Origin of the sequence: Streptomyces varsoviensis (assembly GCF_000718635.1) — a bacterium.
Classification (GTDB): domain Bacteria; phylum Actinomycetota; class Actinomycetes; order Streptomycetales; family Streptomycetaceae; genus Streptomyces; species Streptomyces varsoviensis.
Map to the genome: position 1 here is coordinate 70,682 of NZ_JOBF01000004.1, position 13,074 is coordinate 83,755.

11 protein-coding genes are annotated in these 13,074 nt (G+C 71.1%); 4 read left to right on the plus strand and 7 right to left on the minus strand.

The annotated features are described in order from the left end of the window. Nucleotides 1–148: 148 nt before the first annotated feature. Together IF55_RS09110 and IF55_RS09115 are read left to right on the plus strand one after the other, a co-directional pair. Nucleotides 149–874 carry an IclR family transcriptional regulator gene (locus IF55_RS09110; RefSeq protein ID WP_245661122.1) on the plus strand — a complete coding sequence of 242 codons (726 nt, stop codon included), beginning with the start codon at nt 149–151 and terminating at the stop codon, nt 872–874. A 103-nt stretch (nt 875–977) separates the two neighbouring features. Then, nucleotides 978–1,424 (plus strand): SsgA family sporulation/cell division regulator, encoded by a 447-nt coding sequence (locus IF55_RS09115; protein WP_030882293.1) that lies wholly within the window; start codon nt 978–980, stop codon nt 1,422–1,424. Here the strand turns inward: IF55_RS09115 and IF55_RS09120 are convergent. The 3 genes from IF55_RS09120 to IF55_RS09130 all read right to left on the minus strand — a co-directional run bounded on the left by IF55_RS09120 (nt 1,421) and on the right by IF55_RS09130 (nt 4,823). After that, entirely contained in the window at nt 1,421–2,986 is a 1,566-nt protein-coding gene (locus IF55_RS09120; protein ID WP_030882297.1) for an SPFH domain-containing protein, read from the minus strand. The two genes, IF55_RS09115 and IF55_RS09120, sit on opposite strands and share 4 nt — an antisense overlap. 122 nt (nt 2,987–3,108) lie before the next feature. Then, the gene (locus IF55_RS09125; RefSeq protein ID WP_030882298.1) at nt 3,109–3,309 is read right to left on the minus strand and encodes a hypothetical protein; all 201 of its coding nucleotides are present in this window, start codon (nt 3,307–3,309) and stop codon (nt 3,109–3,111) included. Nucleotides 3,310–3,350: 41 nt separating this feature from the next. Continuing rightward, the gene (locus IF55_RS09130; protein WP_398243471.1) at nt 3,351–4,823 is read right to left on the minus strand and encodes a YibE/F family protein; all 1,473 of its coding nucleotides are present in this window, start codon (nt 4,821–4,823) and stop codon (nt 3,351–3,353) included. Nucleotides 4,824–5,012: 189 nt separating this feature from the next. Between IF55_RS09130 and thiC the strand changes: the two genes are divergently transcribed. Then, on the plus strand, nt 5,013–6,839 hold the full coding sequence (gene thiC, locus IF55_RS09135) for a phosphomethylpyrimidine synthase ThiC (RefSeq protein ID WP_030882303.1): 1,827 nt from the start codon (nt 5,013–5,015) through the stop codon (nt 6,837–6,839). A 132-nt stretch (nt 6,840–6,971) separates the two neighbouring features. Here thiC and IF55_RS09140 read toward each other — a convergent pair whose 3' ends face one another. Continuing rightward, nucleotides 6,972–7,562 (minus strand): TetR/AcrR family transcriptional regulator, encoded by a 591-nt coding sequence (locus IF55_RS09140; RefSeq protein WP_030882305.1) that lies wholly within the window; start codon nt 7,560–7,562, stop codon nt 6,972–6,974. A 127-nt stretch (nt 7,563–7,689) separates the two neighbouring features. On the opposite strand from IF55_RS09140, the gene IF55_RS09145 reads away from it, so the two are divergent. Then, a complete protein-coding gene (locus IF55_RS09145; RefSeq protein WP_030882307.1) occupies nt 7,690–8,910 on the plus strand; it encodes an alpha/beta hydrolase family protein in 1,221 nt (406 codons plus the stop codon). 171 nt (nt 8,911–9,081) lie between these two features. Here the strand turns inward: IF55_RS09145 and IF55_RS09150 are convergent, their stop codons facing one another. The 3 genes from IF55_RS09150 to IF55_RS09160 all read right to left on the minus strand — a co-directional run bounded on the left by IF55_RS09150 (nt 9,082) and on the right by IF55_RS09160 (nt 12,747). Beyond that, nucleotides 9,082–9,969, minus strand: coding sequence for a membrane protein (locus IF55_RS09150; protein WP_030882310.1), 888 nt, complete (start codon nt 9,967–9,969; stop codon nt 9,082–9,084). Between the two features lie 183 nt (nt 9,970–10,152). Continuing rightward, the gene (locus tag IF55_RS09155) at nt 10,153–11,235 is read right to left on the minus strand and encodes a metallophosphoesterase (RefSeq protein ID WP_211269969.1); all 1,083 of its coding nucleotides are present in this window, start codon (nt 11,233–11,235) and stop codon (nt 10,153–10,155) included. Between the two features lie 402 nt (nt 11,236–11,637). Then, the gene (locus IF55_RS09160; protein WP_030882317.1) at nt 11,638–12,747 is read right to left on the minus strand and encodes a LacI family DNA-binding transcriptional regulator; all 1,110 of its coding nucleotides are present in this window, start codon (nt 12,745–12,747) and stop codon (nt 11,638–11,640) included. Nucleotides 12,748–13,074: the final 327 nt, after the last annotated feature.

Genomic DNA, 13,074 nt, shown 5'->3' on the forward strand with positions numbered 1-13,074 from the left:
GCTCGTGAATTCTTACGGCCCCTGGGACGGCGCAGTAGTGGCGGGGGCGGCCCCCGCAGACGGGTAAGACACCCGTCGGCACGCCTGGGGGTGAACGTTGTCGACTGCGAATATCGGGGCTTCCTCCCAGCCGACTCTGATCGGATCGGTGCAGCGTGCGCTGCGTCTGCTGGAGGCCGTGGGCGCGCACCGGGACGGTGCGCCCGCCAAGCAGCTCGCCCGTGAGGCGGGCCTGCCGCTGCCCACCGCCTACCACCTGCTCCGCACGCTGACCCACGAGGGATATCTGCGCCGCGAGAACGGCGTCTTCCGCTACGGCGACGCCGCGATGAGCCTCGGCGGGGTGGACGAACGCGAGGCGCGGCGCGCCGGAATCTCCGACACGCTGGCCGGGATAGGCGAAGAACTCGGTGTCCCGCTCTACTTCGCCGCGTACCGGGAGGGCGAGGTCGACATCCTCGCCGTCGCCGACGGCCCCGAGTTCCCGGCCGTCGAGGAATGGGCGGATTTCCGCGAGACCGCGCACGCCCACGCCGTCGGCCAGTGCCTGCTCGCCCAGCTCGGCGAGGAGGAGCGCGACGAATACCTCGCCCGGCACCCCGTACGGCCGCTCACCCCGTACTCCGCGCGCGACCGCGCTGACCTGCTGCGCAGGCTGGACGGCCGACATCGGCTGCAACCCGTGTTCGAACAGCAGGAGTACGCGCTCGGTACGGTCTGCGCGGCCTTTCCCATAGTCGCGGGGACCGCCGTGGCGACGATGGCGGTATCACTTCCGGCGAATCGGGTGGAACAACTCCGTCCTGTGGTCGAGTCGTTACGCTCCAGAGTCGGTGAGCTCGTAAGCTCACTCTCGTTCTCTATCAGTATCTGAAAAATCACTCCTTGTGATCCGTTAGTCGTTGTCAGACGATGGCGTCAATAGGGCCATGAGGATTCAATCCCGGCCAAATCCGACGAACGCGGGGCATAGGGCTATGCGCGACACGGTTCAGGCAGAAGTGACCATGACCTTTCTCGTCTCCGAGGAGCTTGCTTTCCGTATCCCGGTGGAACTCACGTACGACAGCAACGATCCGTACGCGATCACCTTCACCTTCCATCTCCCCGGCGACGCGCCCGTAACCTGGGCGTTCGCCAGAGAACTCCTGCTCGACGGGCTGAGCCAGCCCTCCGGCGAGGGCGATGTGCACATCGCGCCCGCCTCCTCCGAACACCTTTCCGATGTCTTCATCCGGCTGCAAGTCGGCGGCGAACGGGCCCTGTTCCGGGCCGGCGCCGCACCGCTGGTGGCCTTCCTCGACCGCACCGACCGTATCGCCCCGCTCGGCGAGGAGCGATCGGTCGCCGACCTCGAATGCGACCTCACCACCGCGCTCGACCGCATCCTCGCCGGCAACACCGAGGGGCAGAACGCCGGTTAGCGGCCGGTCGCCCCGCCCCCCTCCTCCTGGATCGGCACACGCTCGGTAAGCGGGGACGCGCCGCGAGGCGCGGCCGCCGACTCCCCGCCCCCCGAGCGGGCCGCCGAACCGTCCCCGGCAGCGGCACGGCCGCTCGCGGCGCCGTTCGCACCCTCGGCGGACCCCTGGGCCGAGCCCATGGACGCGAGCAACTGACGGGCCAGCCCCAGGCCCGTACCGCCCATGGTGAGGGCCTTCGCGAACATGTCGGACATCCCGTCCGCCCCGTTCAGCAGCACCATGTGATCGACGCTCCCGAACGCCCCGGCGCCCGCCTGGACGATCTCGGGCCACTTCTCCGCGAGTTGCTGCGCGACGACCGCCTCCTGGTTCTCGGCGAGCGCGGCCGCCCGCGCCTTGATGGCCTCCGCCTCGGCCAGGCCCCGCGCCCGCGCCGACTCGGCCGCCGCCAACCCCTTGGCCTGCGCCGCGGCGGCCTCGGCCTCGCCCGTCGCCCGGGTCGCCGCGGCCGTGGCGCTGCCGCGCGCCTTCGTCGCCTCGGCCTCCGCCGCGGCCGCCGTCTTCACCCGGTTCGCCTCGGCCACCGCCGCCAGCTCCGTCTCCCGCGCCTTCGCCTCCGCACCCGAGATACGGGCGTCCCGCTCCGCCTCGGCGAGCGTCCGCTTCTCGTACGCGGAGGCGTCCGCCGGCTTGCGCACGTCCGCCTGGAGCATCTGCTCGCGGCGCTGCGCCTCCAGCTCCGCCACCCGCGTCTCCTGGACCACGACCTCCTGCTGGGCCGCCGCCTCCGCCAGCGGGCCCGCCTGCCGGGCCTTGGCGGCCGCGCTGTCCCGCTCGGCCTGATAGCCGGCCTGCAGGATCTCGCTGTCCCGGGTCGCCTGCGCCATCCGGGCCGCCGCCTGCTGCTCGGCCTCGGTGGCCAGCCGGTCCGCCTCGGCCTGGGCGATCCGCGCGTCCCGGTGCACGGCCGCCGCGTGCGGCGCGGAGAGGTTCTTGATGTAGCCGGTCGGGTCCTGGATCTCGTGGATCTGCAACGAGTCGATGATCAGACCGAGCTTCTCCATCTCGGTGCCCGAGGCCGCCCGCGTCTCGCCCGTCAGCCGCTCCCGGTCCCGGATCATGTTCTCCACCGTCAACCCGCCGACGATCGAGCGGAGATGACCGGCGAAGACGTTGTGCACCCGCTCGCCCATGAACTTCTGCTGGTCCAGGAAGCGGCGCGCCGCGTTCGCGATCGACACGAAGTCGTCGCCCACCTTGAAGATCACCACGCCGTGCACGCGCAGCGGAATGCCCTGCTGGGTCACGCAATCCACGTTCAGCTCGGCCTCGTTGAGGTCGAGGGACAGCTTCCGCACCACCTGGACGCCGGGCATCACCAGCGTCCCACGCCCCGTGACGATCCGGAAGCCCATGCCCTCCTCCAGGCCCTCCGTGCGATGTTTGGAGCCGGAGATGACGAGCGCCTCATTCGGCTCGGCGACCCGCCACATCAGTTTGAAGAGAACGACCAGGACGACGACTGCGACGACGACGATCCCCGCCACGATGCCGATCAGCATGCGCTCACGCCCCCTCTGCCGAGCCCCTGGAGGGCCCGGGATCACAACGCGATCAAAAAAGTCTGCTCCCGCTCACGGCCGCGGTGAAGGCACGGACGCGTCCTTGGTGCGCTTTTGACACATCAGCCATAAGCGGCCATGACATAGACCGTGCGCGGCGGTTGATACTCCACGACCAGCACCACCGTGCCCCGCTCCAGCCGCTCGCCCGGCTCCACCGCGTACGCGAGGAACGCCTCGGCGCCGCCGCGCACCCGCACCATCACCTCGCCGACCAGCCCCGGCCCGACCGTCCCCGTCACCCTGCCCTGCTCACCGACCACCGGCAGCTCCCCCCTCGCCCCCTGCCGCGCGTGCCCTCCGGTCACTTGGCGCGGCGTCGCCTGCCGCCCCTCGTCGCGGGCCTCCCCCCGGTCTTCATCCCCGCCCTCGCACCGGTCCTCACCCCGGTACCCGTATTGTGCCGGTCGGCACTGACAACGAGGGCCGCCAGCGCGGTGGTCACCGGGACCGAGGCGACCAGGCCGATGGAGCCGACCAGGGTCCGTACGATCTCCTCCGCGACGATCTCGCTGGTCGCGACCGCCCTCACCCCGCTGTCCGCGATCGAGAACAGCAGCAGCAACGGCAGCGAGGCGCCCGCGTATGCCAGGACCAGCGTGTTCACCACGGACGCGATGTGGTCCCGGCCGATGCGCATCCCGGCCCCGTACAGCTTGCGCCAACTCGCCCCTGGGTCGGCCTCCTTCAGCTCCCACACCGCCGACGTCTGCGTCACCGTCACATCGTCCAGCACGCCCAGCGAACCGATGATGACCCCGGCCAGCAGCAGGCCGCGGATCTCGATATGCGGATAGAGCCCGTGCACCAGCCCCGTCTGGTCGTCGGTGTCGCCCGTGAGCCGCGCCCACTCGATGAAGACCGCGCCCAGCACCCCGATGACCAGCAGGGACATCAGCGTGCCGAGCACCGCGACGGACGTACGGGCCGTCGGTCCGTGGCACAGGTAGAGCGCGATCAGCATGATCGCGCTGCCGCCCACCACCGCCACGAGCAGCGGGTCCGACCCTTGCAGGATCGCGGGCAGGATGAAGAGCGTCAGCACGCCGAAGCTGATGGCCAGCGCCACGAGCGCGAAGAGGCCGCGCAGCCGTCCGACGACCACCACGGCGATCGCGAAGACGGCGCCGAGCAGCGCCATCGGCAGCGTGCGGTCCACGTCGGCGACGGAGTACTGGAGGTCCTTCGGGGCCTTCGGCGCGTACGAGAGGACGACCTTCTGCCCCACCGAGTAGTGGCGCGAGGCGCTGGGCTGGACGATCTCGGTGAAGGGCCGCCCCTTGTCCTTGCCGGACGTGACCTCCAGGGTGGTCTTCTCGCACTTCCCGCCGGGGGCGGGGGCGTTGCCCGCCGCGCCGCCGGAGGGCGGCTGCCCGTCGCCGCCGGGCACCGACCGCTGCGGCTGCGCCCCCACGTCCGCGCAGCTCACCTCCTCGACCTTCACCACGCGCCCCGATTCCGTCTGCTGGTCGAACCCCAGCCCGCTGTGCTGATGCGGCGGCGCCCCGCCGGGCCACAGCACCACGAGGGCGGTGACGACGGCGACGGCGAAGGGAATGAGGACGGCGGCGATCACTCTGCGAAGCCGTCCGGAGACGGGCGCGGCCGGACCGTGGCCGTGTGCGTGGCTGTGACCGTGTGCCTGGCTGTGGCTGTGCGAGTGCCCGTGGCTGTGCGCCTGGCCATGGCCGTGTGCGTGACCGTGGGCCCGCGGCTGCCCTTCGGCCTGATGGGGCACGGGGTCATGCGCGGCGGGATCGGGCTGGGTGCGATTCACCGCCCGATCATCGCAAGGCCCCCTGGCCGTCGGGGGCGGAGAACCGTTAGCGTAGTGGCACCTTTGCAATCGCGGGAGCTCGGAGCACCGGGCTGAGAGGGCGCTGACCTCCGTACGGGACGTACGGAAGCCGCTGCGTCGACCGCCGAACCTGTTACCGGGTAATGCCGGCGTAGGGAGTTGGGTCTTATGACCTCGCAGCAGGATGCACGCACGCCTGAAACCAGCGGCGGCGCGGAAGCCGTCGGCCCCGCCGCGGCGGCGGACGGCTCCGCCGACATCGGCTGGCACAAGGACCACGTGACCGGATCGCGCCCGGACCTGCGGGTCCCGGTGCGCCGGGTGCATCTCACCAATGGCCGTGACGTGCGGCTGTACGACACGTCCGGCCCGTACACCGACCCGGCCGTCGAGACGGACGTCCGGCGCGGCCTCGCGCCGCTCCGGGAGAACTGGATCATCGGCCGCGGCGACACCGAGGAGTACACGGGCCGCCCGCCGCGCCCCGAGGACGACGGCCTCAAGCACACCAGCCCGCGCGGCGGTCTCAGGAACCTCGACGCGGTCTTCCCGGGCCGCCCGCGCCTGCCCCGCCGGGGCCATGGCGGGCGGGCCGTCACCCAGCTCGCGTACGCCCGGCGCGGCGAGATCACCGCGGAGATGGAGTACGTCGCGATCCGCGAGAACGTCGCCCCCGAGACCGTACGGGAGGAGATCGCGGCGGGCCGGGCCGTACTGCCGGCCAACGTGAACCACCCCGAGATCGAGCCGATGATCATCGGCAAGAAGTTCCTGGTGAAGGTCAACGCCAACATCGGTAACTCCGCCGTCACCTCCTCCATCGAGGAGGAGGTGGAGAAGATGACCTGGGCCACCCGCTGGGGCGCCGACACGGTCATGGACCTCTCCACCGGCCGCAACATCCACACCACGCGCGAGTGGGTGCTGCGCAACTCCCCCGTGCCGATCGGCACCGTGCCGCTCTACCAGGCGCTGGAGAAGGTCGACGGCAAGGCCGAGGAGCTGACCTGGGAGATCTACAAGGACACCGTCATCGAGCAGGCCGAGCAGGGCGTGGACTACATGACGGTCCACGCGGGCGTGCTGCTGCGCTATGTGCCGCTCACCGCGCGCCGCAAGACCGGCATCGTCTCGCGCGGCGGCTCGATCATGGCCGCGTGGTGCCTGGCGCACCACAAGGAGTCGTTCCTGTACGAGAACTTCGAGGAGCTCTCCGCCATCCTCGCCTCGTACGACGTCACGTACTCGCTCGGGGACGGGCTGCGCCCCGGCTGCATCGCGGACGCCAACGACGAGGCGCAGTTCGCGGAGTTGCGCACGCTCGGCGAGCTGAACACCATCGCCAAGCGGCACGGCGTACAGACCATGATCGAGGGGCCGGGCCATGTCCCGATGCACAAGATCAAGGAGAACATCGACCTCCAGCAGGAGATCTGCGAGGAGGCCCCGTTCTACACGCTCGGCCCGCTGACCACGGACGTCGCCCCCGCCTACGACCACATCACCTCGGGCATCGGCGCGGCGATGATCGCCTGGTGGGGCACGGCGATGCTCTGCTACGTGACCCCCAAGGAGCACCTGGGCCTCCCGGACCGGGACGACGTCAAGACCGGCGTGATCACGTACAAGATCGCCGCCCACGCTGCGGACCTGGCCAAGGGGCACCCCGACGCCCAGGAGTGGGACGACGCGCTCTCCGACGCCCGCTTCGAATTCCGCTGGGAGGACCAGTTCAATCTGGCCCTGGACCCGGTCACGGCACGGGAGTTCCACGACCAGACGCTCCCGGCGGAGCCGGCGAAGACCGCGCACTTCTGCTCCATGTGCGGGCCGAAGTTCTGCTCGATGAAGATCTCCCAGGACATCCGCCGGGAACACGGCGGTGAGCTGGCCGCGGGCGCCGTGACGGAGGCGGAGGCCGAGGCGGGGATGGCGGAGAAGTCGAGGGAGTTCGCGGCGGCCGGCAACCGCGTGTACCTGCCGATCGCGGACTGACGCGCGAAGCCTTCACGACCGTACGAGCCGGGCCCGAAGCCGCAACTCTCCTTGCGGCTTCGGGCCCTTCGGCGTGGTGTGGCACCCCCTCGCGTGCGTCACTGCCTCGCGGGCGCCACCGCCTTGTGCGCTTCACGGCTCCCGCGGGAGGCCTGCGAGCAGGTGGTCGACCAGGCCGTCGACGTAGTCGGCGCCGAGGTCGGTGAGGCCGAAGAGGACGCGGACGTACATCGGGGCCAGGATGTGGTCGACGACATCCATGGAGTGCGGCGCGGGTTCGCCGCGGTCGCGGGCCCGGTCGAGCATGGCGTCCAGTTGGCGCTGGCGTTCCAGGAGGAAGTCGGCGCGGGCCTGCTCGCCCTCCTCGCCGGACGCCGAGAGGGACACGGCCAGCCGCAGGATCGCGAGGCCCTCGGGGCCGACGATGTCGCCGGCCACCTGGGTCGCGTAGGAGCGCAGGTCGTCCCTGAGGCTTCCGGTGTCGGGGATGGGTGATTCGGCGGTCAGCCAGGCCATCGCCACGTCCGCGGTGAGGGCTTCGAGGTTGCCCCAGCGGCGGTAGATGCTGGTGTCCGCCACGCCCGCGCGGGCCGCGACCTCGCCGATGGTGAAGGCCCCGTAGCCGCGCTCGGCGACCAGCGACATGACGGCCTGGTGCACCGCCGCGCGGACGCGGGCGCTGCGGCCGCCGGGCCGTCGGGCCCGCTCTTGCTCTTCCTTCATGGCCCCCACTTTACCTCTTAACGCAGGAAACGATTGCTTTTGTTAACGCAGTCACCACTTGCGTTTGTCGTAGGCGTGGGTCTAACGTTGCGGCTAACGCAGTCGCCGCCGACTTTTAGGAGGGGCCATGAAGCCCGTGTACTTCCCCGAGAACAGCCAGTTCTGGTTCGAGACGCTGCGCGTCTTCGGTCACAGCGCCTACGGCGGCGCCGACTTCGGCGAGGCCGCGGTGGTCGCCGAGCGCATCACCTCCGGCGACTACGACAGTTGGCACGACGAGTGGTTCGCCATGGGAGAGCGCGTGGCGGAGATCGCCCGCAAGGCGAAGGACGGCGGCCACCGCGTCAGCGCCCGCGACGCCTTCCTGCGGGCCTCGAACTACTACCGCAGCGCCGAGTTCTTCCTGCACGGCAACGCGGACGACCCCCGCATCCTGGCCGCGTACGACGCCTCGGTCGCCTGCTTCCGCGAGGCCGCCGCCCTCTTCACGCCGCCCATCGAGCTGGTCGAGATCCCGTACGAGGACACCGTCCTGCCCGGCTACTTCTACCGGCCCGACGACTCGGGCGCCGTCCGGCCGACCCTGCTCATGTTCAACGGGTTCGACGGCACGGCCGAGGAGATGCACTTCGGCGGCGCCGCCGCGGCCGTCGAGCGCGGCTACAACGTCCTGACCTTCGACGGCCCGGGGCAGCCGGGCACCCGCCACCACCACGGCATGTTCTTCCGTCCCGACTGGGAGAAGGTCGTCGGCCCCGTCATCGACTACGCCCTCACCCGCTCCGAGGTGGACCCGGACCGTATCGCCCTGTTGGGCAACAGCATGGGCGGCGTGCTCGCGCCCCGCGCCGCGGCCTTCGAGCCCCGCATCGCCGCCGTCATCGCCTTGGACGGTGTCTACGACATGGCCGCGTCCCTTCTGGAGGCCTTCCCCGGCGACCGTGCCGAGATCGAGAAGATACTCCGAGCCGAGGAGAACCCGGAGGCGGACGCCGGCCTTGAGCAGGCCATGGCCGCGAGCCCGAAGGTCCGGTGGGCCATGGAGCAGGGCATGTACGTCATGGGCGCCGAGACCCCGCGCAAGTTCGCCGCCGCCTTCCTCGACTACAACGTGGCCAACGGCGTCGCCGAGAAGATCACCGCCCCGACCCTGGTCTGCTCCGCGGCCACCGACGTGTTCTTCAAGGGCCAGCCCGAGGAGCTGTACGCGCACCTGACCGGCCCGAAGACGTTCCTGGAGTTCACCACCGAGCTGGGCGCCGACGCCCACTGCCAGGCCGGCGGCCAGCGGTTCGCCTTCGCCCAGATCTACGACTGGCTGGACGACACCTTCGGGTACCGCGGCTGAAGAGCCCCGGGCGCCGGGTCCGCCGGTACGGGCGTACGCGGCACCGAGCCCGCCGGTACGGGCGTACGCGCCGGCGCACGAGCGGCGCCGTCCGGCCCGGGCGGTGGGCCGGACGGCGCCGACTGATGGATCACGGTGAGGGCCGGCCCCGGCGGGGCCGGCCTTCCGGCGTTACTCGGGCCGGTGGTCCGGGCCTCCGTAGTCCGGGCTGGTGAAGTCCGGGCTGGAGAACCGGGGCCGGGCGGCGTGCTCGTTGTCGGCCTCCGGGCTGGAGAAGCCCGGACGGGAATAGCCGAGGTGGGGGGTCCGGTGACCCCCCGAATTCCTCGGTACGTACGTGGGCCGCGGCGCCGGCGGACCGGCGGTCGCGAGCGCTTCGCGCAGGAAGGGCAGTACGCCGCGGTGCAGCAGCGCCTGCCGCCAGGCATCCCTGGCCTGTGCCACCGCCTCGGCCTGCTTGCCCACCGCGCGCCCCTCGCGGCCCGCGGGCCCGTTGTTGCGCAGGGCGGTCAGCAGCATGGCGCCCATGGCGACGAGGATTCCGGCGGCGGTGAGACCGCCGAACCACCAGCCGATGGTGATCATCGAGTCGGCGACCGAGGCGTCGGAGCTGACCGTGCGCAGGACATATCCGATCACGAGGAAGAGCAGGGCCGCGATGCCCGCGAGGACCGGGGCGAGCACGGCGAGCACCGCTCCCGCCCCCGCTCCGGCCTCGGCGGCCTCGCTCATGGCGGTGGCGATCCCGACGGCGGCCGAACGGTCGTCGCCCTGGTCACCGCCGCCGCTTCCGGCGCCGACCGGCTGCGGCCGGGCGACGCTCGCGGGCGCGCGCAGTTCGTCACGCGCCTGTACGTAGGTGCGGTACTCGGCTGCCGCGCATGCCGTGATGGCGGCCACGGCGCCCAACGCCATGGTGCGCAGCTGTTCTGTGTTGAGCCGCCCGCCTAGGGCGGCCAGTTCCGGGTCATGGTCTGCGGTACGCAGCGCCTCGTCGAGGACTCGCTCGAACTCCGGGCGATCCTCGGTCAGCAGGTGCGGAGCGCTGTTCATGTGCATCCCCCGATGCTCCGTAGGGCCTTGTAGCCGGCCTACACCGGGCAGTTGGGCGGAAACGGAGGAGAGCCTGCTACGGATAAGGCCGATGGTAGAGCCGTTCTGGCACGGGGTGACAGTCTGTTTCCCGAATTCCCCCCGCGCGGTGGAATTTCCTACCTGCCCCTACCCCTGCCCAATGAATCCTCAGACAGACAGAGGAAGTTGAACCACCAGTAGCTTTCCGGCCATCGTGACGCCGCCGTCCATCGCGACCGCCAGGCCGTCGGCGTACACATGGGGACCGTCCACGGCCGCCGCGCCGTTGTCCTCGCCGTCCTCGGACCCGACCTCTCCGAGGAGGTACGGGATGGGGCTGTGGCCGTGCACGACACGGGTGCCGCCGAAAGTCGTCAGCAGTTCCCGGGCGGCCATGGGGCCGGCCTCGTCGCGGAACGCGAAGCGCTTGGTGAATTTCCGGAAAAGGTCCCAGCACTCGTCGGCGTCGCTGCGCTGCAGGGCCTCGGTGATGGCGTCGTTGACGGCCTCGATCGAATCGCCGTACTCCAGGTAGGCGGTGGTGTCGGAGTGCACCAGCAGATGGCCGTCCTCCTCGGCCATCGCGTCGAGCCGGGCCATCCACTGCAGGTGGTGGTCCTCCAGGCGCTCCATGTCGGTGCGCTGCCCGCCGTTGATGAGCCAGGCGGCCTGGAAGGAGGCGGTGCCGGCGCCGGAGTTGACGGGGGTGTCATAGAACCGCTTGGCGCCGAGGAGCAGCAATTCGTGGTTGCCCATGAGCGCCTTGCAGTAGCCGCCGGCCGCCGCGGCCTCGGCGGAGAGCCGCATGACCAGGTCGATCACGCCGATGCCGTCCGGGCCGCGGTCGGTGAAGTCGCCGAGGAACCAGAGGCGGGCGTTGCCGGCGGACCAGTGGCCGTCGGCGTCGATCAGCCCCTGGGCGCCCAGCGCCGCGTGGAGTTCGTCGAGGTATCCGTGGACGTCGCCGACCACGTACAGGGGCCCCGGGCCGCTCGGGGGGAGGGGCGCCTCGGGGGCGGCGAGCGGGGTCAGCTCGACCGTGGGCACGTCCGGGTCGACGCCGATGACCGGCAGGTCGCGCTCGGTGGGCGTGTAGCCGGGGGGCACCTGGTCCGCGCTGCCTGGTACGGGTGGTGCGGGGGGATTCTCGTGCGGCGCTTGCCGCGCGTACGCAGGGAAGGGCGACAGTGCCGCCGTGGTCCGTGCCGTGGGTCCCAGACCGGCCCCCTGAGTCATCGACCCCTCCACCATCGCGCCGCCGTGCACCTTGTGGACCTTGCCTGGTCGATGGCGGTCCGTGGTGTCGTGCGCCCATCATAGGAATGACCGTCGCGGCGTGCGACGCACCAGGGGGCTGTCCATCGGGAAGGGCGGGACTTCTCCGCTCTTTTCTCCCCAATTGGGCCGTTCGCTCCCTGCCCCTCATTCTGCCCCAGCCCGGTTCATTGCCTCGGTCACGGGGTTCATGCGGCGAACGGGGAGCGCGTTGGAGGCCCGGGGGCGCACGGCGGCCCGGCCCGGGCCCGTACGCCCTGTGCCGCCGCGCGACGCCATGCCGCCCGGTGCGGTACGGAGGCTACGCCCGCGACCGCCGCGCCGGGTCGCTGTCCGTCCGTACGGTCGTTACGCCGGCCGCCGCGTCGTCGTACGGCGTCAGGCCGGGCCGCTGCCGTGCGGGCCGCGCGGGGCGCTGACCGTGGTGCGCGGCGGGCGGCGCTGTGACGAGGTGCGCACGATCAGTTCGGTTGGTATGACCTGTTCCACCGGGCGTCCCGTGTCGAGCCCCTCGATGGCGTCGATGAGGAGCTGGACCACCGCGGTGCCGATGCGGCGGGGTTTGAGGGAGAGCGTGGTGATGGGCGGCTCGGTGGTGGCGTAGACCATGGACTCGCTGCAGCACACCAGGAGCAGGTCGTCGGGGACCCGCAGCCCGTAGCGGCGGGCGGCGGCGAGCAGGTCGGTGCCGTTGGGGTCGAAGAGCCCGTAGACCGCGTCGGGCCGGTCGGGGCGGGCGAGCAGCCGGTCGGCGGCCACGGCGCCCGCGCACGGGTCGTGCGCCGGGTACTCCTCGTACACCGGGTCCTGGCCGATGCGCTCGCACCAGTGCAGGTAGGCGGTGGTGGACAGGCGGGTGTACGTGTCGGTGGTGGTGCCGGTGAGCAGGCCGATGCGGCGGGCGCCGGCGGCGGCGAGGTGGTCGAGGATGTCGAGTACGGCGGCCTCGTGGTCGTTGTCGACCCAGGCGGTGACGGGCAGGGCGCCCGCGGGGCGGCCGTCGGAGACGACGGGGATGCCGTGGTGGACGAGTTCGGAGACGACGGGGTCGTGGTCGGAGGGGTCGACGACGACGGTGCCGTCGAGCGCGACGTTGGACCAGACGTCGTGGCGGGAGGTGGCGGGGAGGATGACCAGCGCGTAGCCGCGCGCTAAAGCGGCGGAGGTGGCGGCCCGGGCCATCTCGGCGAAGTAGGCGAATTCGGTGAAGGTGAAAGGTTCATTCCCGTACGTGGTCACGGTCAGGCCGATGAGGCCGGACTTGCCGGTACGGAGCGTGCGGGCCGCCGCGGAAGGGCGGTAGCCCAGCCGATCGGCGACCTCGCGGACGTGGCGGCGGGTCGCGTCCGGTAGCCGGCCCTTGCCGTTGAGCGCGTCGGAGACGGTCGTGATGGAGACGCCGGCCGCGGCGGCCACGTCGCGGATGCCCGCCCGCCCCAGCCGACGGCCGGTTGACCGGCTCACCTGATGCTTCCCTGCTGCTGTCATGGCGTGCCGATAGTAGGGCGCGATTGGTTGGATGGCAGGGCTCGTTATATGGCTGTTGACAGGCACGTTTCTGCATGTACGCGCCTCACCAATGACCATGGAAGCCAAGGCGGTTGGGGGTTGTGACAGTGGCCCGTACGCATCTGGCATATCTACGCCCGCCGAATGGTCCAGGTCTCGAAGAGGTCTCAACTCACCTGTACGGGCGATGCGCGCCACGGCGCTCGCCACCGGCGTGCGCCAGGGCGGTGAGCGCTCCCCCGGCGGCGTGGGCGTCCGCCGTGACCGGGCCTGACGGCTCTGGACGGGACCGGGGGCAATCCTCAT

What these genes read in the sequence shown, in the direction of transcription:
- IF55_RS09115 (WP_030882293.1), top strand. Translation starts at nt 978, where the DNA reads ATGCGCGACACGGTTCAGGCAGAAGTGACCATGACCTTTCTCGTCTCC.
- IF55_RS09120 (WP_030882297.1), bottom strand. Translation starts at nt 2,986, where the DNA reads ATGCTGATCGGCATCGTGGCGGGGATCGTCGTCGTCGCAGTCGTCGTC.
- thiC (WP_030882303.1), top strand. Translation starts at nt 5,013, where the DNA reads ATGACCTCGCAGCAGGATGCACGCACGCCTGAAACCAGCGGCGGCGCG.
- IF55_RS09140 (WP_030882305.1), bottom strand. Translation starts at nt 7,562, where the DNA reads ATGAAGGAAGAGCAAGAGCGGGCCCGACGGCCCGGCGGCCGCAGCGCC.
- IF55_RS09145 (WP_030882307.1), top strand. Translation starts at nt 7,690, where the DNA reads ATGAAGCCCGTGTACTTCCCCGAGAACAGCCAGTTCTGGTTCGAGACG.
- IF55_RS09150 (WP_030882310.1), bottom strand. Translation starts at nt 9,969, where the DNA reads ATGCACATGAACAGCGCTCCGCACCTGCTGACCGAGGATCGCCCGGAG.
- IF55_RS09155 (WP_211269969.1), bottom strand. Translation starts at nt 11,235, where the DNA reads ATGGTGGAGGGGTCGATGACTCAGGGGGCCGGTCTGGGACCCACGGCA.
- IF55_RS09160 (WP_030882317.1), bottom strand. Translation starts at nt 12,747, where the DNA reads ATGACAGCAGCAGGGAAGCATCAGGTGAGCCGGTCAACCGGCCGTCGG.